The sequence below is a fragment of the Streptomyces sp. NPDC039423 genome (genome assembly GCF_055598725.1).
Window position 1 is genome coordinate 816,318 of the sequence record NZ_JBVKAH010000002.1, and the last position, 25,331, is coordinate 841,648.

A 25,331-nucleotide genomic window follows, 5' to 3' on the forward strand; every position below is an offset into this window, starting at 1 on the left:
CTTAGTTACGCGCCCGCCCGGCGGAAGACGCGTGTGCCCACCGTCACGGCCACCGCCGCGAACCCGGCGGCCACCAGCACGCCGTACAGCATCGCCGTGCCCGTGTAGTCGCCCACGTACCCGGCGCGCACCGCGTCCACCAGGTAGCGGAACGGCATCAGGTGCGACAGCGCGTCCAGCCAGGCCGGCGCCAGGGCCATCGGCAGCATCAGGCCGGACAGCAGCATCGACGGCATGGCCACCGCGTTGACGGCCGGCCCGAACCCCTGTGGCTCGGGCAGCTTCAGCGCCAGCGCGTAGGACAGGGACGCCAGCGCGACCGTCAGCACGGCGACGAACGCGAAGCCGATCAGAATCCCGCCCAGCGGCGCCCGCAGCCCCATCGCCACGGCGGCCAGCACCAGCAGCACCGCCTGGAACACGAAGACCGCGGCGTCCCGCAGGACCCGTCCCAGCAGCAGCGCGAGGCGGCTGACGGGGGTCACCCGCAGCCGTTCGAGGACCCCCATCCGCTGCTCGATGATGAGCGCGAACCCGGCGAACGACGCCCCGAACAGGCCGAGCTGGAGCAGCAGGCCCGGCACCAGGACCTGCCAGGAGTCGCCGTCCGCGCCGAGCGGCAGGCCGGTGAGGAGCGGGCCGAAGAAGAGCAGGTACAGCAGCGGCATCAGGGCGCCGAACAGTAGCTGGAACCGGGAGCGCAGCGTCTGGCGGGCGTACCGCCCGAAGACCAGGGCGGTGTCGTGGAACAGCACGGGATCTCCTAGACGGCCACGGGGGCCTGGTCGGTGGGGGCCGGGCCGCGCCCGGTGATGGCGAGGAAGGTGTCCTGGAGCGACGCCCCGGCCGATCCGGCGTACCGCTCCTTGAGGTCCGCCGGGGCGCCCTCCGCCACGACCGTGCCCCGGTCGACGACGACGAGCCGGTCGGACAGCTCGTCGGCCTCGTCGAGGTAGTGGGTGGTGAGGAAGACGGTGGTGCCGTGGGTGTCGCGCAGCCGCCGGACCAGCCGCCACAGGTCGGCGCGGCTGCCGGGGTCGAGGCCGGTGGTCGGCTCGTCGAGGAAGAGGACCTCGGGGCGGTGGGTGAGCCCCAGGGCGATGTCCAGTCGCCGGCGCTGTCCGCCGGAGAGGGCCGCGCACGGGCGGTCCAGCAGGTCGGTGAGGTCCAGTTCACGCGCGAGCTCAGCGGCGCGGCCGGCCGCCTCGGACTTCGTGAGGCGGTAGAGCCGGCCCTGGGTGACCAGTTCCTCGCGTACGGAGACGGAGAGGTCGACGCCGCCGGACTGGGCGACGTACCCGATCCTCCGCCGTACGCCGGCGGGGTCGCCGACCAGGTCGCGGCCCGCGACCGTGGCCGCGCCGCCGGTGGGCGGCAGAAGGGTGGTGAGCATCCGCAGCGTGGTGGTCTTGCCCGCGCCGTTGGGGCCGAGGAACCCGAGGATCTCGCCGGGCTGCACGGTGAGGTCGATCCCGCGGACGGCTTCGACGGGGCCGCCGCGGGTGCGGAAGGTGTGGGCCAGTCCGGCCGTACTGATGATGGGCATGCCCCAAGAAAAACAGAGTCCCTAAAAGTTTGCAATGACTCCAAGTTTTCAGAGGGCCCAGAAAGCTAGGATGCGGGCATGGCGACGACCGAGGGACTGAGAGAGCGCAAGAAGCGGCAGACCAGGCAGCACATCTCCGACGTGGCCACCGGGCTGTTCCTGGAACGGGGCTTCGACGCGGTGACGATCGCCGAGATCGCCGCCGCCGCCGATGTCTCCGTCAACACCGTCTACAACTACTTCCCCGCCAAGGAGGACCTGTTCCTCGACCGCGGCGAGGACGTCATCGACCGGCTCTCCCGCTACGTCCGGGGCCGCCGCCCCGGCGAGAGCGCCGCCGCCGCCGTCCTGCGTGAACTGCGTGCCGCCGTGGTGAGCCAGTCCCCGACCGTGGGCCTCTTCGCCGGCTGGGCCGACTTCATGCGGGTGATCAGCGACGCCCACGCCCTGCGGTCCCGGCTGTGGGCCATCCAGCAGGAGGCGCTCGCCGACCTCACCGCCACCCTCGCCCGGGAGACCGGGGCCGCCGACGGCGACCCGATCCCGGCGCTCGTCGCCGGGCAGCTCTCCTGGGTCCACGAGTCCCTCATGGCGTGGATCGGCCAGGAGATGGTCCAGCGGCGCGACATCGGCGAGGTCTCCCGCGCGGCCCTCGGTCTCCTCGACGAGATGGAGGAGCTGATGGGGCGCAAGGTGCTGGAGTATGCGGCGCGCCCCACGTCCGAGTGACCCCGCTCACGGCCCCGCCGCCCCGCCGGGCTCACCCCACCGCCCGTACCGGTGTGATGTCCGTCATCTGAGACGTGACGCGCATCTCTTCGGCGCCACACGGCCGCGCGCGCCCGCTAACCTCCGCGAAGAACCGATACGTAAACGGGTGTTAAGGGGAAGATCGTGGCCAGGAAGCTCGCCGTCATCGGGGCCGGACTCATGGGGTCCGGAATCGCGCAGGTCTCGGCCCAGGCGGGCTGGGAGGTCGTGCTGCGTGACGTCACCGACGCGGCCCTGACCCGCGGCACCGACGGCATCAAGGCCTCGTACGACAAGTTCGTCGCCAAGGGCAAGCTCGAAGCCGCGGACGCCGAGGCCGCCTTGGCCCGCATCACCACGACGACCGACCTGGACGCGGCCGCCGACGCCGATGTCGTCGTCGAGGCCGTCTTCGAGAAGCTCGAGGTCAAGCACGAGATCTTCCGTACGCTCGACAAGCTCGTACGCGACGACACCGTCCTCGCCTCCAACACCTCCGCCATCCCGATCACCAAGATCGCGGCCGTGACGGAGCGCCCGGAGCGCGTCGTCGGCGCCCACTTCTTCTCGCCGGTCCCGATGATGCAGCTCTGCGAACTGGTGCGCGGCTACAAGACGAGCGACGAAACCCTCGCCACCGCGCGGGAGTTCGCCGAGTCGGTCGGCAAGACCTGCATCGTCGTCAACCGCGACGTCGCCGGATTCGTGACGACCCGTCTCATCTCCGCCCTGGTCGTCGAAGCGGCGAAGCTGTACGAATCGGGCGTCGCCTCCGCCGAGGACATCGACGTCGCCTGCAAGCTGGGCTTCGGCCACGCCATGGGCCCGCTCGCGACCGCCGACCTCACCGGCGTGGACATCCTGCTCCACGCCACCAGCAACATCTACACCGAGTCCCAGGACGAGAAGTTCGCGCCGCCGGAGCTGATGCGCCGGATGGTGGACGCGGGTGACATCGGCCGCAAGAGCGGGCAGGGCTTCTACAAGCACTGAGCCGTTTCGACCGTTCCACCATCACCCCTCGGGGTGAATTCGGTATCGGTTCGCTTACAAGGCGCAACTGGTCCGCCGGTCAGGCAGTCAGTTGATGCATAGAAGTACGTGACGACGAAGTACGTGACGACGAAAGACGCGACGACAACGCGACGGCAACGCACTCTCGGGGAGCGCATATGCACATCAGGGGCGACCACGCCGAGCTGGTCGTCGGGGGCCGCCTCGACGTCCGCAGCGCGGCGGACGCCCGTACGGTCCTGCACTCGGCCGTCGACGACGGAGCCGGCGACCTGGTGCTCGACCTGACCGGCCTCGACTCCTGGGACGCCACGGGTCTCGGGGTCATCATGGGCGCCCACCGGCGAGCGGGCCGTTGCGGCCGCCGGCTGGTGCTGCGGGGCGTACCGCCCCAGATGCAGCGCCTGCTGGTGGCCACCCGGCTGCACCGCATCCTCGCCATCGAGGGCGGCATCGCCGCCGAAACGTTGCCCCGCGTGTAGTCCCCGTCCGGCGGGCCGCGCCCGGGCCGCGACGCCCGGCCGCCGCCGGCCCCGCCGGACACTCCCCGACGGCACGGGGCCCGGTGAACCCGCACCAGGCGCCCAATCCTCACAAGACCGTGACGTCCCGGGCGCCGTGCCACCCCGGCTCTTCATCCATACTGAGCGAACGTCTAGGGTTCGGTCGCCCGCCCTTGACGGACCCACCCGGCGGGCACCGGACCAGAAGCGACAGCGGGCGTGCAGAAAGGCCGGGAGGGGCTTTTCCGCGCACCATGCTTTTGGGGGCTTACACCATGGACCCGATCCACCGGGGACCAAAAGACGTCGGCCACGACGACCGCGACGGCCGCCCTCGCACCACACGCGACGGCGGCCCCACACCCGCGTACGGGCAGGGCGGCACCCCGCCGGGTCCCGCCCGCACCGCCCAGCTCGTCTCGGGCGACCTCCTGCTCACCGTCAACCCCATAGACGGCAGCGAGATCGAGCCCTGCCCGCCCGGGCGCCGGCCCGAGGCCCCCGGCCGCCACACCCCCGAGGAGCGCGCCGACCTGGCCCGCGCGTCCGGCCCGCCCGTGCCCCCCGGTCCCGCCGCCCCGCCCCTGCCCCTCCTGGAACGCCAGGAGCAGCGTGAGCGGCTGGTCCGGCTGCTCTCCCGCGGCCGCTCCGTGCGGCTCACCGGCCCGTCCGGCTCCGGGCGCACCGCGCTGCTCGACGCCGTCGCCGCCGACTGCGCGGAGCTCGCGCCCGACGGCGTGGTCCGGCTCTCCGGCCACCACCGCACGCCCACCGAGCTGCTGCACGAGCTCTACGCCACCGTCCACCGCGCACCCGCCACCCGCCCCGACCGCGCCGGCCTGCGCGCGGCGGTCCACGACATCGGCGCGGTCGTCCTCCTGGACGACCTCGAGTTCGGCGGCGCCGCGCTGGACGAACTCCTCGAGGCCACCCCCGAGTGCGCCTTCCTGCTCGCCGCCACGCCCGACGTCGCCGCGCCCTCGCCCGACTCCCACCTCGAAGAGGTGTTCCTCTCCGGGCTGGACCGCGGCTCCGCGCTGGAGCTGCTGGAGCGCTGCGTCGACCGGCCGCTCACCGACGACGAGGCCAACTGGGCCGGTGACCTCTGGTTCGAGTCCGAAGGCCTCCCGCTGCGCTTCGTCCAGGCCGGCGCCCTGCTCAAGCAGCGCGACGACCTGCGCACCGCGCCCTCGGGCGACGAGGACGAGGACGATGTCTTCGCCGACCACCGCGAGGCGCCTCTGCCGCCGCTCGGCGACGCCGCCGCCCCCGCCCCGCTGCTCGCCTCCCGGCTCTCCGAGCCGGCCCGCGAGACCCTGCGCTTCGCGGTCGCGCTCGGCGGCGAGGTCCCGCACCAGGCGCACCTGCCGGCGCTGGTCAACGACACGCACGCGGACGCCGCCATCGGCGAGCTGCTGCGCTGCGGACTGCTCAGCCCGGTCGGCACCCGCTACCGGCTCGCCGCCGGGGTGATGGCGCAGCTCGTCGCCAAGGGGTACGACGAGGGCGCCGCCGACCGGGCCCACACCGCCGCCCAGCACTACGCCTGGTGGGTCGGCCACCCGTCGGTCAGCCCCGAGCGGGCTGTCGCCGAGGCGGACGCCGTACTGGCCGCGCTGACGGCCACGGTCCAGGCCGCCGCGGACGCGGGCGGGCCCGCCACCGCGGCCGCCGGACCGGACGTCCCCGGGGTCTTCGGCGGCTCCGGCTCCCCGGCGTCCTCCGCCCCCGAACCCTCCGCCGAGGAGGAGGACGAGGACGGCTACGCCGCCTCCGCGGTCGTCCTGGCCCGCAGCGCGGCACCCGCCTTCGCGGCCGGACTGCACTGGGGCGCCTGGGAACGGGCGCTGCGCACCGGAGCGGAGGCCGCCCGGCACGCCGGGGAGGTGGCCGAGGAGGCCTACTTCCACCACGAGTTGGGCGTCCTCGCGCTGTGCGCCGGGAACCTGGACCGGGCGCGCGCCGAGCTGGAGGCGTCCATCGCCATGCGCGGCGCCCTCGCCGACAAGCGCGGCACGGTGGCCGGCCGGCGGGCCCTGGCCCTCGTCGCGGACCGGGAGCGCGGGGCGCTGCCGGGTGGCCGGACGGCGGCGGGCGAGGAGGTGCCCGCGGCGCGGTCCGACGAGTCGGCGTCCCCGTCCGGGGGCGTACCCGCGGCCCTCGGCGGTGCGGTGGGCGCGGGCGCCGCGGCGGGCGCCGGCGGGCCGGTGGGCACGAGCGGTCCGGTCGCCGCGGGGCAGGCGGGTCCGGCGGGTCCGGCCGCGGGGCCGGGTGCGGACGCGGTGTCCGGGCCCGGCGGCGGTGGGACCGGGGCGGCCGCCGGCCGCCAGGACCCGTCGGCCCGGGCGGCCGGGGGGACCGCGCGGCGCACCATCCTGAAGGGCGCCCGGCGCAACCTGGTCGCGGCCGGGGCGGGCGCGGTCCTCGCGGCCGTGCTCGGCACCGTGGTGACCCTGGGCGCGACCTCCGGCGGCGCCGAGGACGGCAAGGGCGGGCCGGGCCGCGTCACCTCCGACCGGCCGGCCGACGGGGACGGCGGCAGCGGCGGCCCCGACGCGGACGAGCCGGACCAGGGCTCCACCCGCGACCCCGGCGACGGCACCGGCGACGGCACCGGAGGGTACGGCTCGGGCTCCGGCACCTCCGGCGCGCCCGGAACCTCGGGCCCCGGCGAGAGCGGCACCCCGACCCCGTCGGGCGACCCGTCCGCCACGAGCGGGACGACCACGGGCGGCAGCCCCTCCCCGACGACGGGCGGCAGCTCCACCACCACCGGTGGCAGCAGCTCCCCGACCACGGGCGGCACCGGCTCCCCGACGACCGGCGGCACGTCCTCGCCCACCACGGGCGGCAGCGGCTCGCCCACGACCGGCGGCAGTTCCTCCCCGACGACGGGCGGCACCGACACCACCGGCGGTACGGACACCACCGGCGGCACCGACACCACCGGTGGCACGGACACCACGGGCGGCACCGACACCGGAGGGACGGACACCACGGGCGGCACCGACACCGGAGGGACGGACACCACCGGCGGGGCCGGCGGCGGCACCAGCGGCGGCGGCACGGAGACCACCGGCGGCGCCGGCGGCGCCACCCAGAGCGCGCCCGCCACGAGCGGCGGCCCCTCGCCGAGCGGTACGTCGGCCTGAGACACGACACGGCCCCGGGACGGTGACGTCCCGGGGCCGTGGCCGTACCCGCGAGGGCGTACGACGGCCGAGAAGGTACGACGGCGGGGCAGCGTACGACGGTCCGGGGAAGTGAGGACCCGGACCGGGGGACGGCTCAGAACAGCCGCAGCTTGTCGTCCTCGATGCCACGCAGCGCGTCGTAGTCCAGCACCACGCAGCCGATGCCGCGGTCCGTCGCCAGCACCCGCGCCTGGGGCTTGATCTCCTGGGCGGCGAAGACGCCCTTCACCGGCGCGAGGTGCGGGTCGCGGTTCAGCAGCTCCAGATAGCGGGTGAGCTGCTCCACGCCGTCGATCTCGCCGCGCCGCTTGATCTCCACGGCCACGGTCGTGCCGTCGGCGTCGCGGCACAGGATGTCGACCGGCCCGATGGCGGTCGGGTACTCGCGGCGGATCAGCGTGTACCCGTCGCCCAGTGTCTCGATCCGGTCGGCGAGCAGCTCCTGGAGGTGCGCTTCCACGCCGTCCTTGATGAGGCCGGGATCCACCCCGAGCTCGTGCGACGAGTCATGGAGGATTTCCTCCATCGTGATGATCAGTTTCTCGCCCGCTTTGTTCACGACCGTCCACACACGGTCATCGCCCTCCTTGAGGGTGCACGGCGGCGACATCCAATTGAGCGGTTTGTACGCCCGGTCGTCGGCGTGGATGGACACGCTGCCGTCGGCCTTGACCAGGATCAGACGGGGTGCGGAGGGCAGGTGGGCGGTGAGCCGGCCCGCGTAGTCCACGGAGCAGCGGGCGATGACGAGACGCATGGTCGGCAACGCTACAAGACACACGCTCTTCCGCGCGATTCGGTCCTAAACTCCCGTTCACCCGTGGCCGGTTGTCCACCCAATCTCCTGGTGCGGTCCGGACAGCGCGCTTACCGTGGAAGCGGGAGGTTGTCGCTCGTGCACGCTGCGTTGCGTGCGGGGGGCGTCCTCCTTCCCTGCCCGTAAGACCCCGGTGACCGGGGTCGCGAGAGGAGAACCCATGTCGCTCGACGTCTCACCGGCGCTGTTGGAACAGGCCGAGCGAGGCGAGGTCGACGAAGCCGACTTCGTCGACTGCGTCCGGACCTCCCTGCCCTACGCGTGGGAGATGATCAGCTCACTGGTGGCCCAGCTGAAGGTGGACGGCGGTGCGTTCGCCGACAACCAGACGCCGCCGCCGGACGAGCAGGCGCGCGGACAGCTTCTGCGCGCGCTGGCGAGTGACGCGATCCGGGGTGCGCTCCAGCGGCACTTCGGTGTGCGTCTGGCATTCCAGAACTGCCACCGCGTCGCGGTGTTCCCGCTGGACTCCTCGGTCGACGAGCGGCTCGCCCGCTTCACCTCCGTACGAGCCCAACTGCTGAACCAGTCGCCGACCCTGCGCGACTGCTGACGCCCGAGCGTGTCTTTTGGATCAGCCCCCAGACGATCCGAAAGACACGCCCCAGTGCTGCCGCTCCGCATCGCGGGAGGTGCGACTGGTGCGGGGGCGGCGGCATGGAGTCCTCAGCCGAGCCGGGGCACGACCTCCGCGCCCAGTCGCCGGACGTTCTCCTCCGTGGCGGCGACATCGCCGGAGCCCTCCACGAGCAGGGCGAAGCGCGTGATGCCCGTACGCTCCGAGGTCGCCGCCAGCCGGTCCGCGGCCACCCTCGGGGAGCCCACCGGATGCAGCCGGCACAGCAGTTCGGTGTACGCCACGGGGTCGCGCATGGTCCGGCGCCGGCCGTCGACGGTCACATGGGCGTCCAGCCCCTGCTTGAGCCACCCGGGCATCGCCTTGACCAGCGTCTCCACCGCGTCCGCCGTGCGGTCCGCGATCTGCGCGACGCCCGCCGACACATGCCCGGCGGCCGCCCGCGCCACCGCGTCGGGGCTGTGCCCGGCGGCCAGCGCCTCCCGCCGCCACAGCGCGACCACGTCCGCCTTCTCCTCGTCGTCGCAGTGCATCCCGAGCAGCATCGGCAGGCACCGCCCGGCGGCGAGCCGCACGCTCCGCGGTGAGGTGCAGGCGACGATCGTCTCCGGCACCGGGTCCCCGTCGATGAGCTCCTGCGGCCGCGGGACGACGGCGACCTCGCGGAACCGGTGGCGCGGCCCCTCCGACGAGACCCGCGGCTCCCGCAGCCAGCGCAGCAGCAGATCCAGCGCCTCCGGGAAGCCCGACTCGTACGCCGCGAGGCCGGAGCCGAACACCTCCAGGTCGACCCACGGCCCGCCCCGCCCCACGCCCAGCGTGAACCGCCCGCCGGAGGTGAGGTGCAGCAGCGCCGTCTGCTCCGCGAGCGCGACCGGATGGGTCGTCGGCAGCACGCTGACGGCCGTCCCCACCCGGATGCGCCGTGTGCGGCCGAGCAGCAGCGCGGCGAGCGTCACGGCGGAGGGACACACGCCGTACGGTACGAAGTGGTGCTCGGCCAGCCATACCGAGTCCAGTCCCGCCTCCTCGGCGACCTCCGCCGACCGCACCGCGCGGTGCAACGCCTCCCCGTGGCCCTGGCCGGGAAACTGGGCCGCCAGTACAAAAGTTCCCACACGCATCGCCTTATGCCTCCTTGACCGGCCGACGCGGCTCCCCTCACTGGCAACAACGTCTGGCAGGTGCCAAAGGCAACGGCCCGGCGGCAAGTTGTTGCGATTTTCCGGTAACTCGAACCGGACCGGGCGAGTACCCACAGTCGCGGCCCTTAGGCTGGACGGCACCAGTCCGTGTCTGCCCCAGCGAGGTGTTCCGTGTCCCCGCGCCGTAACCGCCCCCGTGGCGGCGAGAAGCCGAACGAGACCAGCGGCGGTTCGGGCGACCGGTACGGGGGTTTCCAGCGCACCGAGTCGTGGCAGGACGAGGACTGGTCGGTCCGGCACGTCGCGGGCGCGAGCGCCGCGGGCAAGCGCTACCGCTGCCCGGGCTGCGACCAGGAGATCCCGGCGAGCCTCCCGCACGTGGTGGCCTGGCCCGAGTACGGCGGCGTGGACGACCGGCGGCACTGGCACAAGGCGTGCTGGAGCGCGAAGGACCGCCGCACCACCCGGGTGCAGCGGTCCCGCAACGCGCCCCGTCACTGACGGGCGGCCCCGTCAGACGTCGCGCTTCTCCGTGGCGAGGAAGGCCCCGGCCAGCGCCACGGCGGTCACGGCGCTCAGGATCCACAGCGGCGTCCAGCCGTGCGGGCCGCCGTCGATGAGACCCGTGTCGCTGTAGAAGGCGATGAGCAGGCTCGGGATCGAGTACTGGAACAGGAACTCGCGCACCTCCGGCAGCGAGGCCATGAACATCGCGGCCACCAGTGGCAGCAGCATCACACCGATCATGATGGTGATCGCCCCGGCGGAGTGCCGGACGAGCGCCCCCAGGGCGAGCGCCAGCAGCCCGAGGACCGCGGTGAACAGGCCCGCGCCGACCGTCGCGCGGAGCCACTCCTCCCCGGTCGCGGTGCCACCGTCCACCATCGCGGTCTGCATGACGGCGACCAGGGCGGCGGTGACCGACGTGACGACGAGCGTCAGCAGGAAGAAGACGATGGCCTTGGCGGCCAGGACGCGGCTGCGGCTGGGGCAGGCGGTCAGCGTCGTACGGATCATGCCGGTGCCGTACTCGGACGAGATGGTCAGCACGCCCAGCGTGACCACGCAGATGGAGCCGAGCAGCACCCCGTTGAAGCCCAGTGCCAGGACCGGCTCCTCGCCCATGTCGGCATCGGTGGCGTTGATCGCCACGATGGCGAGCAGGCCGACGCCCACCATGAGCAGGATCATGACGCCCAGCGTCCACATGGTGGAGCGGACCGAGCGGATCTTGGTCCATTCCGAGGCGAGCGCGTCCCCGAGGTGGGCGCGGCGCACCGGGATCGGTGAGGTGTACTGCTGCTGGTAGGGGGCGGTGGTCATCGGGCGTCCTCGCTCTTGCTCAGGTCTGCGGGGGCCGCGGCGGGCGCGGGCGGTGCGGCGGGGGCCTGCACGGGCGGCGCGGCGGGCGCGGCCGGGGCGGCGGGCGCGGCCTGGTACGGCTGCGCGGGCTGCGCGCCCGGCTGGGGCCCGCCCTGCTGCGGTCCGCCCGCGTACGGGTTCTGCCCGGGCGGCGGCGGGGCGTACCAGCCCTGCTGCGGGACCTCGGGGACGACCGGCTGCGGCGGCGCGTAGCCCATCGGGTCCGGCTGCTGCATCAGCCCGGCCCGCTGGTCGGTCGTCGACCGGTAGTCCACGGCACCCTGGGTCAGGCGCATGTACGCCTCCTCCAGCGAGGCCTGGTGCGGCGACAGCTCCCACAGGCGTACGTCCGCGTCGTGCGCCAGGTCGCTGATGCGCGGCAGCGGCAGCCCGGTCACGCGCAGCGCGCCGTCCGGCTCGGACAGGACCTGCCCGCCGGCCTCGGCGAGCACGCCCACCAGCTTCTCCCGCTGTGCCGGCTCGGTGTGCGGCGTGCGCACCCGGGCGAAGTCCGCGGAGTTGGCGGAGATGAAGTCCTTGACGCTCATGTCGGCCAGAAGCTGGCCGCGCCCGATGACGATCAGGTGCTCGGCGGTGACGGCCATCTCGCTCATCAGGTGCGAGGAGACGAAGACCGTACGCCCCTCGGCGGCCAGCGCCTTCATCAGGTTGCGCACCCAGAGGATGCCCTCGGGGTCCAGGCCGTTGACCGGCTCGTCGAACAGCAGCACCTGCGGGTCGCCCAGCAGGGCGGCCGCGATGCCGAGCCGCTGACCCATGCCGAGCGAGAACCCCTTGGACCGCTTGCGGGCCACGTCCTGGAGGCCGACCACCCCGAGCACCTCGTCCACCCGGCGGGCGGGGATGCCGGCGAGCTGGGCCAGCGACAGCAGGTGGTTGCGCGCGCTGCGGCCGCCGTGCACCGCCTTGGCGTCCAGCAGCGCCCCGACCTGCCGCGGCGCGTTCGGTAGCTGCCGGAACGGGTGGCCACCGATGGTCACGTGCCCCGACGTCGGCCGGTCCAGTCCGAGGATCATGCGCATCGTCGTCGACTTGCCGGAGCCGTTCGGCCCCAGGAAACCGGTGACGGTACCCGGCCTCACCTGGAAGGAAAGGTTGTACACGGCCGTCTTGGCGCCGTAGCGCTTCGTCAGGCCGACTGCCTCGATCATTCTCCAGCCCCATCGACAGATGTCACGTCGTCGGGCCCGCGGCACGCTGACGCAGGACCCCCGTAAGAGGTAAGAGCGTATCCGCCCCTTGACGGTTCCGCCGAGGCCGGAGAGGAAGGGGGCGGGCCGGGGGCGGGACCGAGCCGGGAAGGAACACGGACCCCTGGGCGTCCCTAGGCGTCCCGCCGCTTCAGCACCACGTGGCCGCCCGCGAGGGCCGCCGCCACCCAGAGGGCCATGATGCCCATGCCGCCCCACGGGCTGTACGGGGCCGGGTCGCTGCCCAGCGCGCCGGGGACCACCTGCATGATCGTGGAGCCCGCCTGGTCGGGGAAGTACTCGGCGACCTCCTTCGCCTTCGGGACGTTCGACAGGATCTGCGAGACGAGGAAGAAGAACGGCACCAGGATGCCGAGCGACAGCACCGTCGAGCGCAGCATGGCCGCCACGCCCATGGAGAACACCGCCATCAGGCCCATGTAGAGCCCGCCGCCGACCACCGCGCGCAGCACGTTCGGCTCGCCGATGGTGGTGCGGAGGTCGCCGAGCAGCGCCTGGCCGAGGAAGAAGGACAGGAAGCCGGTCGCCAGTCCCACCGCCAGGGCCAGGGCCCCGGCCACCGCGATCTTGCTGAAGAGGAACGTCGCCCGGCGCGGTACGGCGGCCAGCGACGTACGGATCATCCCCGTGCTGTACTCGGTGCCGACCACGAGGACGCCGTACACCACCATCGCGAGCTGGCCCAGCAGCATGCCGGAGAAGCTGACCACCGTGGGGTCGAAGGTGGCCCGCTCGACAGCCGTCATCTCGTCGAAGGTCTCCCGCACCAGGGCGGACAGCGCCGCTCCCATCGCGACCGTGACGACCAGCGCCGAGGCCAGGGTCCAGACGGTCGAGGAGACCGTACGGATCTTGGTCCATTCCGAGCGGAGGACCGCGGGTGCCGACGCCATCGTCAGACCTCCCTGGACCACTGGGGCCCGGTGCCCGCATGCGCGTGGTACTCCACCGTCGCGGCCGTCATCCGCATGAACGCCTCCTCCAGCGACGCCCGCTGGGCGCTCAGCTCGTGCAGCGTGACCCCGTGGCGGGCCGCCAGCTCCCCGACCTGCTCGGTCGACGCGTCCTCGACCTCCAGCGCCCCGTCCCCGGCATCGACCGCCGTCAGCCCGGCGGACCGGAGCGCGTCCCGCAGCCGCTCCGGCTCGGGGGAGCGCAGCCGGACGTAACTGCGGGAGTTCCGCTGGATGAAATCCGCCATGGAGGTGTCCGCGAGAAGCCGGCCCTGCCCGATGACGATCAAGTGATCGGCGGTGAGGGCCATTTCGCTCATCAGATGACTGGAAACGAAGATCGTCCGGCCCTCACCCGCCAGCGTCTTCATCAGATTGCGGATCCAGTGAATTCCCTCGGGGTCCAGACCATTGACGGGCTCATCGAACATGAGGATTTGTGGATCACCCAGGAGAGCGGCGGCGATTCCCAGCCGCTGCCCCATACCCATCGAAAAACCTTTCGGTTTCTTCCTGGCCACCGCGGCCAGTCCCACCAGCTCCAGCACCTCGGCGACCCGCCGCCGCGGAATGCGGTTGGACTGCGCGAGGCACAGCAGGTTGTTGTACGCGGTGCGCCCGCCGTGCAGCCCCCGCGCCTCCAGCAGCGCGCCGATGTACTTCAGCGGCTCGTCGAGCTCCCGGTAGTGCCGGCCGTCGATCCGGACCGTGCCGTCGGTCGGGTGGTCGAGCCCCAGCACCATGCGCATCGTGGTCGACTTGCCCGCGCCGTTGGGGCCGAGAAAGCCCGTCACCACACCGGGACGGACCTGGAAGGACAGGTGGTCGACCGCCGTCTTCGTACCGAACCGCTTCGTCAGGTCCTCGAGCTCGATCACCCGTCCACGCTACGGGCGCGCCGGGGGCCCCGCCACCGGAACGGCACGCCCCCCTTTTCCCGCGCCCGGTGCGTGCCCCGGAGCGCACGGGGAGGAGTGCGCCGGGCGCACGCGGAAGGGCCCCGTGAGGCCCCCGCGCGCACCGCCCCGGAAGGCGTGCGCGCGGGGATCCCACGGGGCCCCTCGGGCCGGCCAGGACCTCGCCGGCGTCGTACTAGCGGGTCTGCTGCGCCGGGACGCCGCGCGAGACCGGCTCGTCGTCCGCCGGGGAACCGGCCGCGGCGACGGCCGCACCGGTCAGCGTCGCCAGCATCTCGCGGACGTTGGTCAGCTGCGCGTTGATCGAGTCGCGACGGTTCGTCAGCGCCGCCAGCTCGCGCTCCGATTCGCTGCGGATACGATCCGCCTTGGCGTTCGCGTCCGCCACGATGTCCTCGGCCTGGCGCTGCGCCGTCTCCACCGTCTGACGGGCCCGGCGCTCCGCGTCCGTGCGCAGCTTCTCGGCCTCCAGCCGGAGCTGCTCCGCCCGGTGCTCGATCTCGGCGAGACGCTTCTCCGCCTTCGCCTGACGCGAGGCCAGGTCCCGCTCGGACTGCTCCCGCCGCTTGGCGAGGTTCGTCTCGAAGTCGGCGGCGGCCTGGGCGGCCTTCGCACGGGTCTCCTCGAAGAGCGCGTCCGCCTCCTCCCGCTTGGACTGCGCGTCCTTCTGCGCCTCGGCGCGCAGCGAGTTGGCCTCGCCCTGGGCCTTCTCGACGATCCGGACGCCCTCGTCCTCGGCCTTCGCCTTGCGCTCCGCCGCGAACGACTCGGCGTCGTTGCGCACCTGCTGGGCCGCCGACTCGGCGAGCTCGCGGTGCTGCTCGGCGGCGCGACGGGCCTCCTCGCGCAGGTCCTTCGCCTCCTCCTCGGCGAGGCGGAGGATCTTCTCGACACGGGCGCCGAGACCGGCGTACGACGGCTCGGCGTCGCTGACCTGGGCCTGGGCGTTCTGCGTCTCGAGGTGGAGCTCCTCGATGCGCTTTTCCAGAGAGGTGATTCGGGCCAGAGCACTGTCTCGGTCGGCGACGAGCTTGGTAATGCGGTCATCCACCTGACCGCGGTCGTAACCACGCCGCACGAGCTCGAAGCCGAAGGGGGAGGAAGTGTCGCTCATGGGGTTCCTGTCGAATGAGACCGGTGAGGTGTTAGGGGGAATCCTAGGGGTCCACACGGCGTGTCTTCGAGCGGATGCCCGTTCAAACTGGAGAATGTCCAGCCTTTTGAGTGGCTTACTCGTCGGTTGACTTGCCACTCGAACGGGTAACCCCTGCCGCCGCGGTGGCCTTGACCCCGCCGCCCTCCTTCGTACCCCCCGAAGGCGCTTCGAAAGACTCCAACGCCTCCAGCACGTCCTGGACACGGGAGATCTCGGCCTGGATGTCCTCCCGGCGCCGCACCAGCACCTCCAGCTCCCGCTTGCCCTCGGAGATCATCTTCTCGGCCTCGCGCTCGGCGTCCGCCTTGATCTTCTCCGCCTCGCGCGTGAGGCTGGCCTTCTTCTGCTCCGCCTCCTTGAGCAGCCCCTCGGCCTTCTTCACCGCCGAGATACGGACCTTGCTCGCCTCCGAATTCGCGTTCGCCAGCAGCTCCTTGGCCTTGGCCTCCGCCTCGGCCCGCTGCTCGGTCGCGGCCTTCACCAGCTTGTCGACCCGCTCGCCCGCGGACTTCATCTGCTCGGCGCTCTCCCGGCGGGCCCGCTCGTGCAGTTCCTCGATCTCCGCCTCCGTACGCCGGCGGAGCTCCTCCGTCCGCTCCCTTATGGCCGTGGCGTCACCCCGCGCCCCGACCAGCAGCTCGTCGGCGTCCGTACGCGCCTTCTCCACCAGCGCGTTGCCCTCCACGGTGGCCTCGGCGACGATCCGCTCGGCCTCCTTGCGGGCCGCGCCCACCATCGTGTCGGCCTGCGACTCCGCCTCCGCGGTCGCCCGCAGCGCCTCCTCCCGCGCCTTGGCCACGAGCTGGTCGGCCTGCTCGGCCGCGTCCGCCCGCCGCTTGGCCGCCGCCTCGCGCGCCTCGTCGACCACCCGGTCCGCCTCGGCCCGGGCCTCGGACCGCACCTGCTCGGCGGCCGCCTCCGACTCCGTGCGCAGCCGGTCCGCCTCCGTGCGGATCCGCTCCGCCGCCTGCTGCGCGGAACCGACCGTCTCGGCGGCCTCGGCCCGCAGCCGCTCGGCCTCCCCGGTCGCCTCGGCCACCAGTCGCTCGGCCTCCGCCGTCGCCTCGGCCACCAGCCGCTCGACCCGCTCGGCGGTCTCCGCGCCGATCCGCTCGGCCTCGCCCGTGGCCTCGCCGATGAGCTGGTCCGCCTGCGCCGCCGCGTCCGCGCGCCGCTTGTCGGCCGCCTTCCGCGCCTCGTCCAGGGCCTGCTCGCCGTCCGCCCGGGCGGCCGCCCGCAGCTCCTCGGCCTGCGCCTCGCCCTCCGCCTTGACCTGCTCGGCCTCGTCGAGCAGCCGCGCCGCGTCCCGCTCCGCCGTCGCCAGCAGCTCGGCGGCCTCGGCCGTCATCCGCTCGGCCTCGCTCGTCGCCTCGCCGACCAGCCGGTCCGCCTGCGCCGCCGCCTCCGACCGGATGCGGTTGGCGTCCTCCCGCGCCTCCGCCCGGGTGCGCGCCGCGTCCTGCTCCGCCGAGGCGAGCGAGTCCGACGCCTCCGTCCGCATCCGCTGCGCGTACTCGGCCGTGTCGGACTTCAGCCGCTCCGACTCCGCGATGGCGTCCGCCATCGTGCGCTCCGCGAGCGCCTTGGCCGCCTCGGTCTCCTCCTGGGCCCGCTCGCGCAGCCGGCTCGCGTCCTCCGCGGCCCGCTCCCGCTCCGCGTACGCGTCGGAACGGACCCGGTCCGCCTCCTCCTGCGCCTCGCCCCGCGTGCGCTCCGCCGCGTGCTCGGCCGCCGACCGCAGCCCGGCGATCTCCTCCTCGGCCTGCTCGTGCAGCCCGGCGACCGCGTCCCGCACCTGCTGCGCGGTCTGCTCGGCGGCCGACACCATCTCGGTGGCCCGCCGGTCCGCCTCCTCGACCAGCCGCTGCGCCTCGGTCTGCGCCTCCTCGACGCGCTTGCGCGCCGACGCCAGCAGCTCCTCGCTCTGCTCGCGGGCCCGCTCCCGCTCCTGGTCCGCCTCCGTGCGCGCGGCCCCCAGCGTCTCCTCCGCCTCGCGGCGGCGCCGGTTGGCCTCGTCCTGCGCGGCGGCCAGCTCCTCGGCGGCCTCCGCCGTGACCCGCTCGGCGGCGGCCTGCGCCTCCGCCCGCATCCGGTCGGCCGACTCCAGCGCCTCCGACTTGAGGCGCTCCGCCTCCGCGGCCGCCTCCGAACGCAGCCGTACCGCCGCGTTCTCCGCCTCCGCCCGGGCCGTCGACGCGTCCGCCGCGGCCTCCGTGCGCAGCCGCTCGGCCTCCTGCTCGGCCTGCGCCTGGAGCGTACGGATGCGGTCTGCGGCCTCGGTGCGCAGCCGCTCGGTCTCCTCGGCCGCCTCGCGGCGGATCCGCTCGCCCTCCGCCCGCGCGTCGGCCAGCGCCCGCTCGGCGGCCGCGAGGCGGCTCTCCGCCTCCGTGTGCAGCCGGGCCAGCTCCTCGGCGGCCTCCGCCTGCCGGGCCGCGATGCCCCGCTCGGCCTCCTCGCGCAGCGCGGCGGCGGCCCGCTCGGCCGCGTCCCGCACCGACTCGGCCTGCTCATCCGCCTCCGTACGAAGCTGCTCGGCCTCCGCCCGGGTGCGCTCCAGCGTCTCCTCGGCCTGCCTGCGCAGGCCCGTCGCCCGCTCGATGGCCTCGGTGCGGACCCGCTCGCTCTCGGCCGTCGCGGACGTCCGCAGCTCGTCCGCGTCCGCCTTCGCCTTGGTCAGCAGCTCCTCGGCGGTCTTGGCCGCCTCCTCGATCTGCTGGACCGCCTCGCGCCGGGCCTCGCCCCGGATCCGCTCGCCCTCGGAGATCGCCTCCGCCCGAAGCTGCTCGGCGTCCCCGCGCAGCCGGCGCGCCTCCTCCTGGAGCTCGACCGTCTTGGCGCGGTACTCCTTGGTGTCGTCCTTCGCGGCGCCCTTGAGCTGCTCGGCCGTGTCGTGCGCCTCGGCACGCAGCCGGTCCGCCTCGGCCTCGGCCTCGCGGCGGATCCGCTCGGCCTCCTCGGACGCCTTGCGGGTGGTCTCCTGGGCGTCGACCGACGCCTTGGACAGCACCTCCTCGGCGGTACGGGCGGCCTTGGCGAGCTGCGCCGCCGAATCCTCCGCCGCCGCCGTACGGGCCTTCTCCGAGGCTTCCGCGACCAGCTTCTCCGCCGCCGCGCGGGCATCGGCGAGCGCCTGCTCCGCCTCCGCCTTGAGGGCCTCGGACTCCTTCGTCGCCTCCGCGACCAGCCGGGCGATCTCCGCCTTCGCGGTACGCGTGCGCTGCTCGGTCTCCGACTCGGCGCTCGACAGCCGCTTGCCCGCCGCCTCGCGGGCCTCCGCCAGGACCTTGTCGGCCTCCGCGCGGGCCTCGCGCAGCCGCTCCTCCGCCTCGGCCATCCGCTGCTCGGCGGCCCGGCTCAGCTCGGCCGCCTGCTGGCGCGCCTGGTCCGACTCCGCGGTGGTCGCGCTGCGGAGCTGCTCGGCGTGGCTGGTGGCCTCCGCCGCCTGGGTGGACGCGGCGTTCAGCAGCCGCTCGGCGTCCTTGCGGGCGCGCAGCAGGATCGCCTCGGCCTCCGCGCGGGCCGTCTCCGTCTCGGCGCCCAGGCGCCGGCGGGCCTCCTCGGCGAGCCGGGTGGCCTCCGCGCGGGCGGCCGCCAGGGCCTGCTCGGCCTCCGCGCGGGACTCCTCCATCAGCCGGCGGGCCTGCGCCTCGGTGCGGGCGCGAAGCTGCTCGGCCCACGCCACGTTCTCGTTGACGTGCGCCTCGACCGTCTGGCGGCGCTCGGAGAGCTCCTGGTCCAGCCGCTGGCGGCGCTGCACCGCCTCGGCGTGCAACTCCGCCTGGAGGCGGGCCTGGTGCTCGGCGTGCTCCTGCAGTATCCGCTGCGTCTGGGCCCGCGCCTCGCGCAGCTCGCGCTCGGCGTCCGAGCGGAGCTGGTCGGCCTGGACCTGGGCGTTCCGCAGCAACTGCTCGGCCTGGTAGCCGATGTCGGCGTTGTCGTACGCCGGACGGGACGCGATGGTGCGGCGCGCCTCGTGGAGCTTGGCGCGCAACACCTCGACCTGGTAACCGAGGTCCTCGGCGTGCTGGACGGCCTTCTCCCGCTCGGTCTTCAGCCGGTCCATCTCGGCCTCGAACCGCGAAAGGTGGTCGTCAGCCCGGTGGCTCTCCTGGCGTTCGTAGCCCCGCACTGCGCGGTCCCATCCGTCCCCTGGTCGCAACTCTCTTGGTACGAGCACCGTTCGCCGGCGAACGGCCCCCCGGGGAATGGTGTCAGATCACAGACGGAGACGCGGCACGGCCCCGATCCGGCCCCGGCCCGGAGCCGCCCACTCTACCGGGCCAGGAATCCGGAGGTCAGTGCTCCACCGAGGACGTCCCGGCGGACGGCTCGGCCGAGGTCACCAGTTCCGTGAGGACGCCGTGGCAGTCCTTGGGGTGCAGGAACGTGATGCGCGATCCCATGGAGCCGATGCGGGGCTCGTCGTACAGGACCCGCACACCCTTCTCACGGATCGCCGCGGCGTCGCCGTCCACGTCGGCGGTGCCGAAGGCGATGTGGTGGACCCCCTCGCCGTTCTTGGCCAGCCACTTGCCCACGGCGGAGTCCTCCCGGGTGGGCTCCAGGAGCTGGAGGTAGGAGGCACCCCCGTCGGACGTCTCGTTGATCTTGAGCATGGCCTCACGGACCCCCTGCTCCTCGTTGACCTCGGTGTGGAACACCTCGAAGCCGTACGTGGCACGGTAGAACTCAACGGTCTTGTCGAGGTCGAAACAGGCGATCCCGATGTGGTCGATTCGCGTCAGCATGGCACCAGTGCAGCGCTCCGGAGGTGGTTACGCAACGTGCGCGCCATCACACTGGCTGGCCGGTGACCAGGACACGTACCGCTCAGTACATTGGCGGTAAACCCTCGTTCACACTCCACATCCAAGGGGCCGTGCCTCATGTCTGGAACGACCGGTACCACCTCAGTCATCGTCGCGGGCGCACGCACGCCCATGGGCCGTCTGCTCGGCTCGCTGAAGACCTTCTCGGGCGCCGACCTCGGCGGCTTCGCCATCAAGGCCGCGCTGGACCGGGCCGGCATCGGCGGCGACCAGGTGCAGTACGTGATCATGGGCCAGGTGCTCCAGGCCGGGGCCGGCCAGATCCCCGCCCGCCAGGCCGCCGTCAAGGCCGGCATCCCCATGAACGTGCCCGCCCTCACCATCAACAAGGTGTGTCTCTCCGGCCTCGACGCCATCGCCCTCGCGGACCAGCTGATCCGCGCCGGTGAGTTCGACGTGGTCGTCGCCGGCGGTCAGGAGTCCATGACCAACGCGCCGCACCTGCTGCCCAAGTCCCGCGAGGGCTACAAGTACGGTGCGATCGAGATGATCGACGCCATGGCGTACGACGGCCTCACCGACTCCTTCGAGAACATCGCCATGGGCGAGTCCACGGAGAAGCACAACACCCGCCTGGGCATCGCCCGCGAGGCGCAGGACGAGATCGCCGCGCTGTCCCACCAGCGGGCCGCCGCCGCGCAGAAGAACGGCCTGTTCGAGGCCGAGATCACCCCGGTCGAGATCCCGCAGCGCAAGGGCGAGCCGGTCGTCTTCAGCAAGGACGAGGGCATCCGGCCCGAGACCACGGTGGAGTCCCTGGGCAAGCTCCGCCCGGCCTTCGCCAAGGACGGCACGATCACCGCCGGCACCTCGTCGCAGATCTCCGACGGCGCGGCCGCCGTCGTGGTGATGAGCAAGGCCAAGGCCGAGGAGCTCGGTCTGGAGTGGATCGCCGAGATCGGCGCCCACGGCAACGTGGCCGGGCCGGACAACTCGCTCCAGTCCCAGCCGTCGAACGCCATCCGGCACGCGCTGGCGAAGGACGGGCTGGACGTCGCCGACCTCGACCTCATCGAGATCAACGAGGCGTTCGCGGCCGTCGCCGTGCAGTCAATGAAGGACCTCGGGGTTTCCCCGGAAAAGGTGAACGTCAACGGTGGCGCCATCGCGCTCGGGCACCCGATCGGCATGTCCGGCGCCCGTGTCGTCCTCCACCTCGCGCTGGAGCTCAAGCGGCGCGGTGGCGGCGTCGGCGCGGCGGCGCTGTGCGGCGGCGGCGGCCAGGGCGACGCGCTCATCCTCCGCGTCCCCGGCAACGGCAAGTAAGGGAGCTGTGTAAGTGATGGTGGACGTCCCCGCACTGGTCGCCCAGGCACGGGAGGGCCGGCCGCGCGCCGTGGCCCGGCTGATCTCGCTCGTGGAGGGGGCGTCCCCGCAGCTCCGTGAGGTGATGGCGGCGCTGGCACCGCTCGCGGGCAACGCCTATGTGGTGGGCCTCACCGGCTCGCCCGGCGTCGGCAAGTCGACCTCGACGTCGGCGCTGGTCAGCGCGTACCGGCGGGCCGGCAAGCGGGTCGGCGTCCTCGCCGTCGACCCGTCCTCGCCGTTCAGCGGCGGCGCGCTGCTCGGCGACCGGGTGCGGATGTCCGAGCACGCCTCGGACCCGGGCGTGTACATCCGCTCGATGGCCACGCGCGGGCACCTCGGCGGGCTCGCCTGGGCCGCCCCGCAGGCCATCCGGGTGCTCGACGCGGCCGGGTGCGACGTGGTGCTCGTGGAGACGGTGGGCGTCGGGCAGTCGGAGGTCGAGATCGCCTCCCAGGCCGACACCTCCGTGGTGCTGCTCGCCCCCGGGATGGGCGACGGCATCCAGGCCGCCAAGGCGGGCATCCTGGAGATCGGCGACGTGTACGTCGTCAACAAGGCCGACCGGGACGGCGCCGACGCGACCGCGCGCGAGCTGAACCACATGCTCGGGCTCGGCGAGTCGCGCGGGCCGGGCGACTGGCGGCCGCCGATCGTGAAGACGGTCGCGGCGCGGGGCGAGGGCGTCGACGAGGTCGTGGAGGCGCTGGAGAAGCACCGCGCGTGGATGGAGGAACGGGGCGTCCTCGCGGAACGGCGACGGGCGCGGGCGGCGCACGAGGTGGAGACCATCGCGGTCACCGCCCTGCGCGAGCGGATCGGCGACCTCCACGGGGACCGGCGGCTGGACGCGCTCTCGGAGCGCATCGTGGCGGGCGACCTGGACCCGTACGCCGCCGCCGACGAACTCGTCGCCGGCCTCACCGGCCACTGACCCCGCCCGCCCCGGGCACGCCCGTGCGGTGGCCTGCCCGGGCGGTGGGCACGACGGAACCGGGGCGGCGTCCCTTCCGGGGGCGCCGCCCCGGCCGGGTCAGTCCGTGGGGTCGGGCTTGGCCTCGCCCTTTCCGTCGACCGTCCAGTCCCGCGTCCCGCCGTCCTTCGTGACGAGCTCGACGTCCCAGGACCGCCCGTCGTCGTCCAGCTCCAGGGACACGACCGTGCCGTGGGCGGCGACCGCCTTGAGGGCCTGCTCGGCCGTGACGGCCGGGCGCTGCACCGGGGCGTCGTCGTCCGACGTGGCGGCGAACGCGGCCGCCGTGCCGCCCGTGAGCAGGGCCGCCGCCGTGACCGTGGCGATGATGACGTTGCGCTTCATGGAAGGTCCTCCGATGGGTGGTGCGATCGGTACGGCACCCACCGTGCCGCCGGCGCGCTGAAGGGGGCCTGAAGGCGGCTGAAGGGTTCTTCAGCTTCCGTTTGGGACCCTGGGCGCATGCGCCTGTTGATCGTGGAGGACGAGAGGCGGCTCGCCCTGTCGCTCGCGGCGGGGCTGCGGGCCGAGGGCTTCGCCGTGGACGTGGTGCACGACGGCCGGGAGGGCCTGCACCGTGCGGGGACCGGCGCGTACGACCTGGTCGTGCTGGACATCATGCTGCCCGGCATGAACGGGTACCGCGTGTGCGGGGCGCTGCGGGCCGCCGGGCACGAGGTGCCGATCCTGATGCTCACGGCCAAGGACGGCGAGTACGACGAGGCCGAGGGGCTCGACACGGGCGCCGACGACTACCTGACCAAACCGTTCTCGTACGTGGTGCTGGTGGCGCGGGTGCGGGCGCTGCTGCGGCGGCGCGGGGGGAGCGCGTCCCCGGTGCTGGCGGCCGGGGCGCTGCGGGTGGACACGGCCGGCCGGCGGGTGCGGATGGGGGAGGAGGAGGTGGCCCTCACCGCGAAGGAGTTCGCCGTGCTGGAGCACCTGGTCTCGCGGGCGGGGGAGGTGGTCGCGAAGACGGAGGTCCTGGAGCACGTGTGGGACTTCGCGTACGACGGCGACCCGAACATCGTCGAGGTGTACGTCAGCACCCTGCGGCGCAAGCTGGGGCCCGGGGTCATCACGACGGTGCGCGGCGCCGGGTACCGGCTGGAGCGGCCGTGAGGTCCGTACGCGCGCGCACCGCGCTGGGCGCGACGCTCGTGGTCGCGCTGGCCCTGGTGGTGGCGGGGGCGGCCCTGCTGGGGGTGCTGCGGGGGAACCTGGTGGACCAGGCCGGGCTCCAGGCCGAGGTGACGGCGCGATCGGTCGCGTCGCAGATCGCCGCCGGTACGCCCTACCGCCGGCTGGACCTGCCCGACGACACCGAGGAGCACCCGGTGCAGGTGGTCGACGGGGACGGGCGGGTCGTCGCCGTCGGGGAGGACGTCGAGCGCATCGAGGGGGCGGGCAGCCCCGGCACCAGGGCCGTCGCGGGCGGTGCCGCCGGCACCCGGGGCGAGGTGTCGGAGGACGTGGACCACGCGACGGGCGAGGTCACGGTCGACGGCGGGACGGCGACGTACCGCTTCGCCGCCGTGGAGGTCGGCGGGGTGACCGTCCACGCGGGGGCGCCGCTCGCCGCGGAGGAGGCGACGGTCGCCGGCGTACGGGACGCGATGCTCGCCGCGCTGGTGCCGCTGCTGCTGGTGGTGGCGGGCGTGACCTGGCTGGTGACGCGGCGGGCGCTGAAGCCCGTCGAGGGCATCCGGCGGGAGATGGCGGCGATCACCGGGTCGGAGGACCTGTCGCGCCGGGTCCCGGTCCCGGCGACGCGCGACGAGGTGGCCCGGCTGGCGCGGACGACCAACGAGACGCTGGCGGCGCTGGAGGCGAGCGTGGAGCGCCAGCGGCGGTTCGTCGCCGACGCGTCGCACGAGCTGCGCAGCCCCGTCGCCAGCCTGCGCACCCAGCTTGAGGTGGGCGCGGCGCACCCGGAGCTGCTGGACCTGCCAGGGGCGGTGGCCGACACCGTACGGCTCCAGCGGCTCGCCGCCGACCTGCTGCTGCTGGCCCGGCTGGACGCCGGGGAGCGGCCCGGCCGGGGGCGGGTCGATCTGGCGGCCCTGGTGCGGCAGGAGGTCGCCCAGCGCACGGGCGACCGGGTGCCGGTGCGGATCGAGGCGGAGAAGGCCGAGGCCGGCGGGTCGCGCGGGCAGCTCGCGCGGGTGCTGGGCAACCTGCTGGACAACGCGCAGCGGCACGCCGGGACGGCCGTGTGGGTGACCGTGCGCCGCGCGGGCCGGCACGTCGTGCTCACCGTCGCGGACGACGGGGCCGGCGTGCCGGAGCCCGAGCGGGAGCGGGTCTTCGAACGGTTCGTCCGTCTCGACGACGCGCGGAGCCGTGACGAGGGCGGTGCCGGCCTGGGGCTGGCCATCGCCCGCGACGTGGCGGTGCGTCACGGCGGGACGCTGACGGTGGGGCGGGCCGCGTCGGGCGGCGCGCTGTTCGAACTGCGGCTGCCGGCGGCGTGAGCCCTACGGTTTGCCGCGCAGGCCCCGGAGCTGTTCGGCGATCGGGGTGAGGGCCTTGCGGAGGTCGGCCAGGGCCTCGGGGCTCAGCAGGTCGATGAAGTGCCTGCGCACCGAGTCGACGTGGTGCGGGGCCACGTTCCGCATGGTGTCCATGCCCTGCTCGGTCAGCACCGCGTACAGCCCGCGCCGGTCGGACTCGCAGTTCTCCCGGCGTACCAGCCCCGCGTTCTCCATCCGGGTGATCTGGTGGGAGAGCCGGCTCTTGGACTGGAGCGTCGCGGCGGCCAGGTCGCTCATGCGGAGGCGGTGGTCGGGCGCCTCCGACAGGTTGACCAGGATCTCGTAGTCGTTGATGGTCAGGCCGAATGGCTGGAGGTCCTTTTCCAGCTGGTACGTCAGCAGCCTGTTGACGTCCAGATAGGTGCGCCAGGCGCACTGCTCGTCGTCGGTCAGCCAGTTGGTGGCCGTCTCGGTCTCCATATATGGATTCTACCTAAGAAGTTGAATTCTGGACGATTGAGGGTCGGTGACGCCGGGCACGCCGGCCCCCCGTCCTCGCGGCCGCACCGGGTCAAGGGTGCAGA

23 protein-coding genes are annotated in these 25,331 nt (G+C 73.6%); 10 read left to right on the forward strand and 13 right to left on the reverse strand.

All coding sequences use genetic code 11. The annotated features are described in order from the left end of the window. Window positions 1-5: 5 nt before the first annotated feature. Window positions 6-755, reverse strand: a complete 750-nt coding sequence (locus ACZ7LK_RS09750) for an ABC transporter permease (protein ID WP_392271991.1) — start codon at window positions 753-755, stop codon at window positions 6-8. 8 nt (window positions 756-763) lie between these two features. Beyond that, the gene (locus ACZ7LK_RS09755; RefSeq protein WP_392271990.1) at window positions 764-1,546 is read right to left on the reverse strand and encodes an ABC transporter ATP-binding protein; all 783 of its coding nucleotides are present in this window, start codon (window positions 1,544-1,546) and stop codon (window positions 764-766) included. 78 nt (window positions 1,547-1,624) lie between these two features. On the opposite strand from ACZ7LK_RS09755, the gene ACZ7LK_RS09760 reads away from it, so the two are divergent. From ACZ7LK_RS09760 to ACZ7LK_RS09775, 4 genes are all read left to right on the forward strand, one after another. Continuing rightward, window positions 1,625-2,275, forward strand: coding sequence for a TetR/AcrR family transcriptional regulator (locus tag ACZ7LK_RS09760; protein WP_392271989.1), 651 nt, complete (start codon window positions 1,625-1,627; stop codon window positions 2,273-2,275). A gap of 165 nt (window positions 2,276-2,440) precedes the next feature. Then, a complete protein-coding gene (locus ACZ7LK_RS09765) occupies window positions 2,441-3,289 on the forward strand; it encodes a 3-hydroxyacyl-CoA dehydrogenase family protein (RefSeq protein WP_392271988.1) in 849 nt (282 codons plus the stop codon). Between the two features lie 179 nt (window positions 3,290-3,468). Beyond that, window positions 3,469-3,792 carry an STAS domain-containing protein gene (locus tag ACZ7LK_RS09770; protein ID WP_031073773.1) on the forward strand — a complete coding sequence of 108 codons (324 nt, stop codon included), beginning with the start codon at window positions 3,469-3,471 and terminating at the stop codon, window positions 3,790-3,792. Window positions 3,793-4,088: 296 nt separating this feature from the next. Next, window positions 4,089-6,965, forward strand: a complete 2,877-nt coding sequence (locus ACZ7LK_RS09775) for an ATP-binding protein (protein ID WP_471139372.1) — start codon at window positions 4,089-4,091, stop codon at window positions 6,963-6,965. A 136-nt stretch (window positions 6,966-7,101) separates the two neighbouring features. On the opposite strand, the gene nucS is transcribed toward ACZ7LK_RS09775, so the two are convergent. Then, window positions 7,102-7,764: an endonuclease NucS gene (nucS, locus tag ACZ7LK_RS09780; RefSeq protein WP_185923484.1), complete on the reverse strand. Its 663-nt coding sequence runs from the start codon at window positions 7,762-7,764 to the stop codon at window positions 7,102-7,104. 220 nt (window positions 7,765-7,984) lie between these two features. On the opposite strand from nucS, the gene ACZ7LK_RS09785 reads away from it, so the two are divergent. Continuing rightward, window positions 7,985-8,377: an SCO5389 family protein gene (locus tag ACZ7LK_RS09785; RefSeq protein ID WP_064071815.1), complete on the forward strand. Its 393-nt coding sequence runs from the start codon at window positions 7,985-7,987 to the stop codon at window positions 8,375-8,377. A gap of 113 nt (window positions 8,378-8,490) precedes the next feature. On the opposite strand, the gene ACZ7LK_RS09790 is transcribed toward ACZ7LK_RS09785, so the two are convergent. Further along, entirely contained in the window at window positions 8,491-9,525 is a 1,035-nt protein-coding gene (locus ACZ7LK_RS09790) for an LLM class flavin-dependent oxidoreductase (RefSeq protein ID WP_392271986.1), read from the reverse strand. Between the two features lie 192 nt (window positions 9,526-9,717). On the opposite strand from ACZ7LK_RS09790, the gene ACZ7LK_RS09795 reads away from it, so the two are divergent. Further along, window positions 9,718-10,047 carry an ATP/GTP-binding protein gene (locus tag ACZ7LK_RS09795; protein WP_392271985.1) on the forward strand — a complete coding sequence of 110 codons (330 nt, stop codon included), beginning with the start codon at window positions 9,718-9,720 and terminating at the stop codon, window positions 10,045-10,047. A 12-nt stretch (window positions 10,048-10,059) separates the two neighbouring features. Here ACZ7LK_RS09795 and ACZ7LK_RS09800 read toward each other — a convergent pair whose 3' ends face one another. From ACZ7LK_RS09800 to mce, 7 genes are all read right to left on the reverse strand, one after another. Next, window positions 10,060-10,869 carry an ABC transporter permease gene (locus tag ACZ7LK_RS09800; protein WP_392271984.1) on the reverse strand — a complete coding sequence of 270 codons (810 nt, stop codon included), beginning with the start codon at window positions 10,867-10,869 and terminating at the stop codon, window positions 10,060-10,062. After that, entirely contained in the window at window positions 10,866-12,080 is a 1,215-nt protein-coding gene (locus ACZ7LK_RS09805) for an ABC transporter ATP-binding protein (RefSeq protein WP_469463606.1), read from the reverse strand. The genes ACZ7LK_RS09800 and ACZ7LK_RS09805 overlap by 4 nt, the downstream gene beginning before the upstream one ends. A gap of 173 nt (window positions 12,081-12,253) precedes the next feature. Continuing rightward, window positions 12,254-13,033, reverse strand: coding sequence for an ABC transporter permease (locus ACZ7LK_RS09810; protein ID WP_471139377.1), 780 nt, complete (start codon window positions 13,031-13,033; stop codon window positions 12,254-12,256). A 2-nt stretch (window positions 13,034-13,035) separates the two neighbouring features. Continuing rightward, the gene (locus tag ACZ7LK_RS09815) at window positions 13,036-13,971 is read right to left on the reverse strand and encodes an ABC transporter ATP-binding protein (protein WP_469463607.1); all 936 of its coding nucleotides are present in this window, start codon (window positions 13,969-13,971) and stop codon (window positions 13,036-13,038) included. A gap of 214 nt (window positions 13,972-14,185) precedes the next feature. Then, entirely contained in the window at window positions 14,186-15,124 is a 939-nt protein-coding gene (locus tag ACZ7LK_RS09820; protein ID WP_064071808.1) for a coiled-coil domain-containing protein, read from the reverse strand. A 115-nt stretch (window positions 15,125-15,239) separates the two neighbouring features. After that, complete coding sequence (gene scy, locus ACZ7LK_RS09825; protein WP_471139382.1) at window positions 15,240-19,295, reverse strand: polarized growth protein Scy; 4,056 nt, start codon at window positions 19,293-19,295, stop codon at window positions 15,240-15,242. A gap of 166 nt (window positions 19,296-19,461) precedes the next feature. Next, complete coding sequence (gene mce, locus ACZ7LK_RS09830) at window positions 19,462-19,914, reverse strand: methylmalonyl-CoA epimerase (RefSeq protein ID WP_392271979.1); 453 nt, start codon at window positions 19,912-19,914, stop codon at window positions 19,462-19,464. A 138-nt stretch (window positions 19,915-20,052) separates the two neighbouring features. On the opposite strand from mce, the gene ACZ7LK_RS09835 reads away from it, so the two are divergent. Further along, the gene (locus ACZ7LK_RS09835) at window positions 20,053-21,261 is read left to right on the forward strand and encodes an acetyl-CoA C-acetyltransferase (protein WP_392271978.1); all 1,209 of its coding nucleotides are present in this window, start codon (window positions 20,053-20,055) and stop codon (window positions 21,259-21,261) included. A 16-nt stretch (window positions 21,262-21,277) separates the two neighbouring features. Further along, window positions 21,278-22,234, forward strand: a complete 957-nt coding sequence (meaB, locus tag ACZ7LK_RS09840; RefSeq protein WP_392272666.1) for a methylmalonyl Co-A mutase-associated GTPase MeaB — start codon at window positions 21,278-21,280, stop codon at window positions 22,232-22,234. Between the two features lie 99 nt (window positions 22,235-22,333). Here meaB and ACZ7LK_RS09845 read toward each other — a convergent pair whose 3' ends face one another. Continuing rightward, on the reverse strand, window positions 22,334-22,618 hold the full coding sequence (locus ACZ7LK_RS09845) for a PepSY domain-containing protein (protein WP_392271977.1): 285 nt from the start codon (window positions 22,616-22,618) through the stop codon (window positions 22,334-22,336). A gap of 117 nt (window positions 22,619-22,735) precedes the next feature. On the opposite strand from ACZ7LK_RS09845, the gene ACZ7LK_RS09850 reads away from it, so the two are divergent. After that, complete coding sequence (locus ACZ7LK_RS09850) at window positions 22,736-23,395, forward strand: response regulator transcription factor (RefSeq protein WP_392271976.1); 660 nt, start codon at window positions 22,736-22,738, stop codon at window positions 23,393-23,395. Continuing rightward, on the forward strand, window positions 23,392-24,747 hold the full coding sequence (locus ACZ7LK_RS09855; RefSeq protein WP_471139387.1) for a sensor histidine kinase: 1,356 nt from the start codon (window positions 23,392-23,394) through the stop codon (window positions 24,745-24,747). Before ACZ7LK_RS09850 ends, ACZ7LK_RS09855 begins: the two co-directional genes overlap by 4 nt. Before the next feature lie 3 nt (window positions 24,748-24,750). Here the strand turns inward: ACZ7LK_RS09855 and ACZ7LK_RS09860 are convergent, their stop codons facing one another. Next, the gene (locus ACZ7LK_RS09860) at window positions 24,751-25,227 is read right to left on the reverse strand and encodes a MarR family winged helix-turn-helix transcriptional regulator (protein ID WP_392271974.1); all 477 of its coding nucleotides are present in this window, start codon (window positions 25,225-25,227) and stop codon (window positions 24,751-24,753) included. Window positions 25,228-25,331: the final 104 nt, after the last annotated feature.

What these genes read in the sequence shown, in the direction of transcription:
- ACZ7LK_RS09755 (WP_392271990.1), bottom strand. Translation starts at nt 1,546, where the DNA reads ATGCCCATCATCAGTACGGCCGGACTGGCCCACACCTTCCGCACCCGC.
- ACZ7LK_RS09760 (WP_392271989.1), top strand. Translation starts at nt 1,625, where the DNA reads ATGGCGACGACCGAGGGACTGAGAGAGCGCAAGAAGCGGCAGACCAGG.
- ACZ7LK_RS09770 (WP_031073773.1), top strand. Translation starts at nt 3,469, where the DNA reads ATGCACATCAGGGGCGACCACGCCGAGCTGGTCGTCGGGGGCCGCCTC.
- ACZ7LK_RS09775 (WP_471139372.1), top strand. Translation starts at nt 4,089, where the DNA reads ATGGACCCGATCCACCGGGGACCAAAAGACGTCGGCCACGACGACCGC.
- nucS (WP_185923484.1), bottom strand. Translation starts at nt 7,764, where the DNA reads ATGCGTCTCGTCATCGCCCGCTGCTCCGTGGACTACGCGGGCCGGCTC.
- ACZ7LK_RS09785 (WP_064071815.1), top strand. Translation starts at nt 7,985, where the DNA reads ATGTCGCTCGACGTCTCACCGGCGCTGTTGGAACAGGCCGAGCGAGGC.
- ACZ7LK_RS09790 (WP_392271986.1), bottom strand. Translation starts at nt 9,525, where the DNA reads ATGCGTGTGGGAACTTTTGTACTGGCGGCCCAGTTTCCCGGCCAGGGC.
- ACZ7LK_RS09800 (WP_392271984.1), bottom strand. Translation starts at nt 10,869, where the DNA reads ATGACCACCGCCCCCTACCAGCAGCAGTACACCTCACCGATCCCGGTG.
- ACZ7LK_RS09805 (WP_469463606.1), bottom strand. Translation starts at nt 12,080, where the DNA reads ATGATCGAGGCAGTCGGCCTGACGAAGCGCTACGGCGCCAAGACGGCC.
- ACZ7LK_RS09810 (WP_471139377.1), bottom strand. Translation starts at nt 13,033, where the DNA reads ATGGCGTCGGCACCCGCGGTCCTCCGCTCGGAATGGACCAAGATCCGT.
- ACZ7LK_RS09820 (WP_064071808.1), bottom strand. Translation starts at nt 15,124, where the DNA reads ATGAGCGACACTTCCTCCCCCTTCGGCTTCGAGCTCGTGCGGCGTGGT.
- mce (WP_392271979.1), bottom strand. Translation starts at nt 19,914, where the DNA reads ATGCTGACGCGAATCGACCACATCGGGATCGCCTGTTTCGACCTCGAC.
- ACZ7LK_RS09835 (WP_392271978.1), top strand. Translation starts at nt 20,053, where the DNA reads ATGTCTGGAACGACCGGTACCACCTCAGTCATCGTCGCGGGCGCACGC.
- meaB (WP_392272666.1), top strand. Translation starts at nt 21,278, where the DNA reads ATGGTGGACGTCCCCGCACTGGTCGCCCAGGCACGGGAGGGCCGGCCG.
- ACZ7LK_RS09845 (WP_392271977.1), bottom strand. Translation starts at nt 22,618, where the DNA reads ATGAAGCGCAACGTCATCATCGCCACGGTCACGGCGGCGGCCCTGCTC.
- ACZ7LK_RS09850 (WP_392271976.1), top strand. Translation starts at nt 22,736, where the DNA reads ATGCGCCTGTTGATCGTGGAGGACGAGAGGCGGCTCGCCCTGTCGCTC.
- ACZ7LK_RS09860 (WP_392271974.1), bottom strand. Translation starts at nt 25,227, where the DNA reads ATGGAGACCGAGACGGCCACCAACTGGCTGACCGACGACGAGCAGTGC.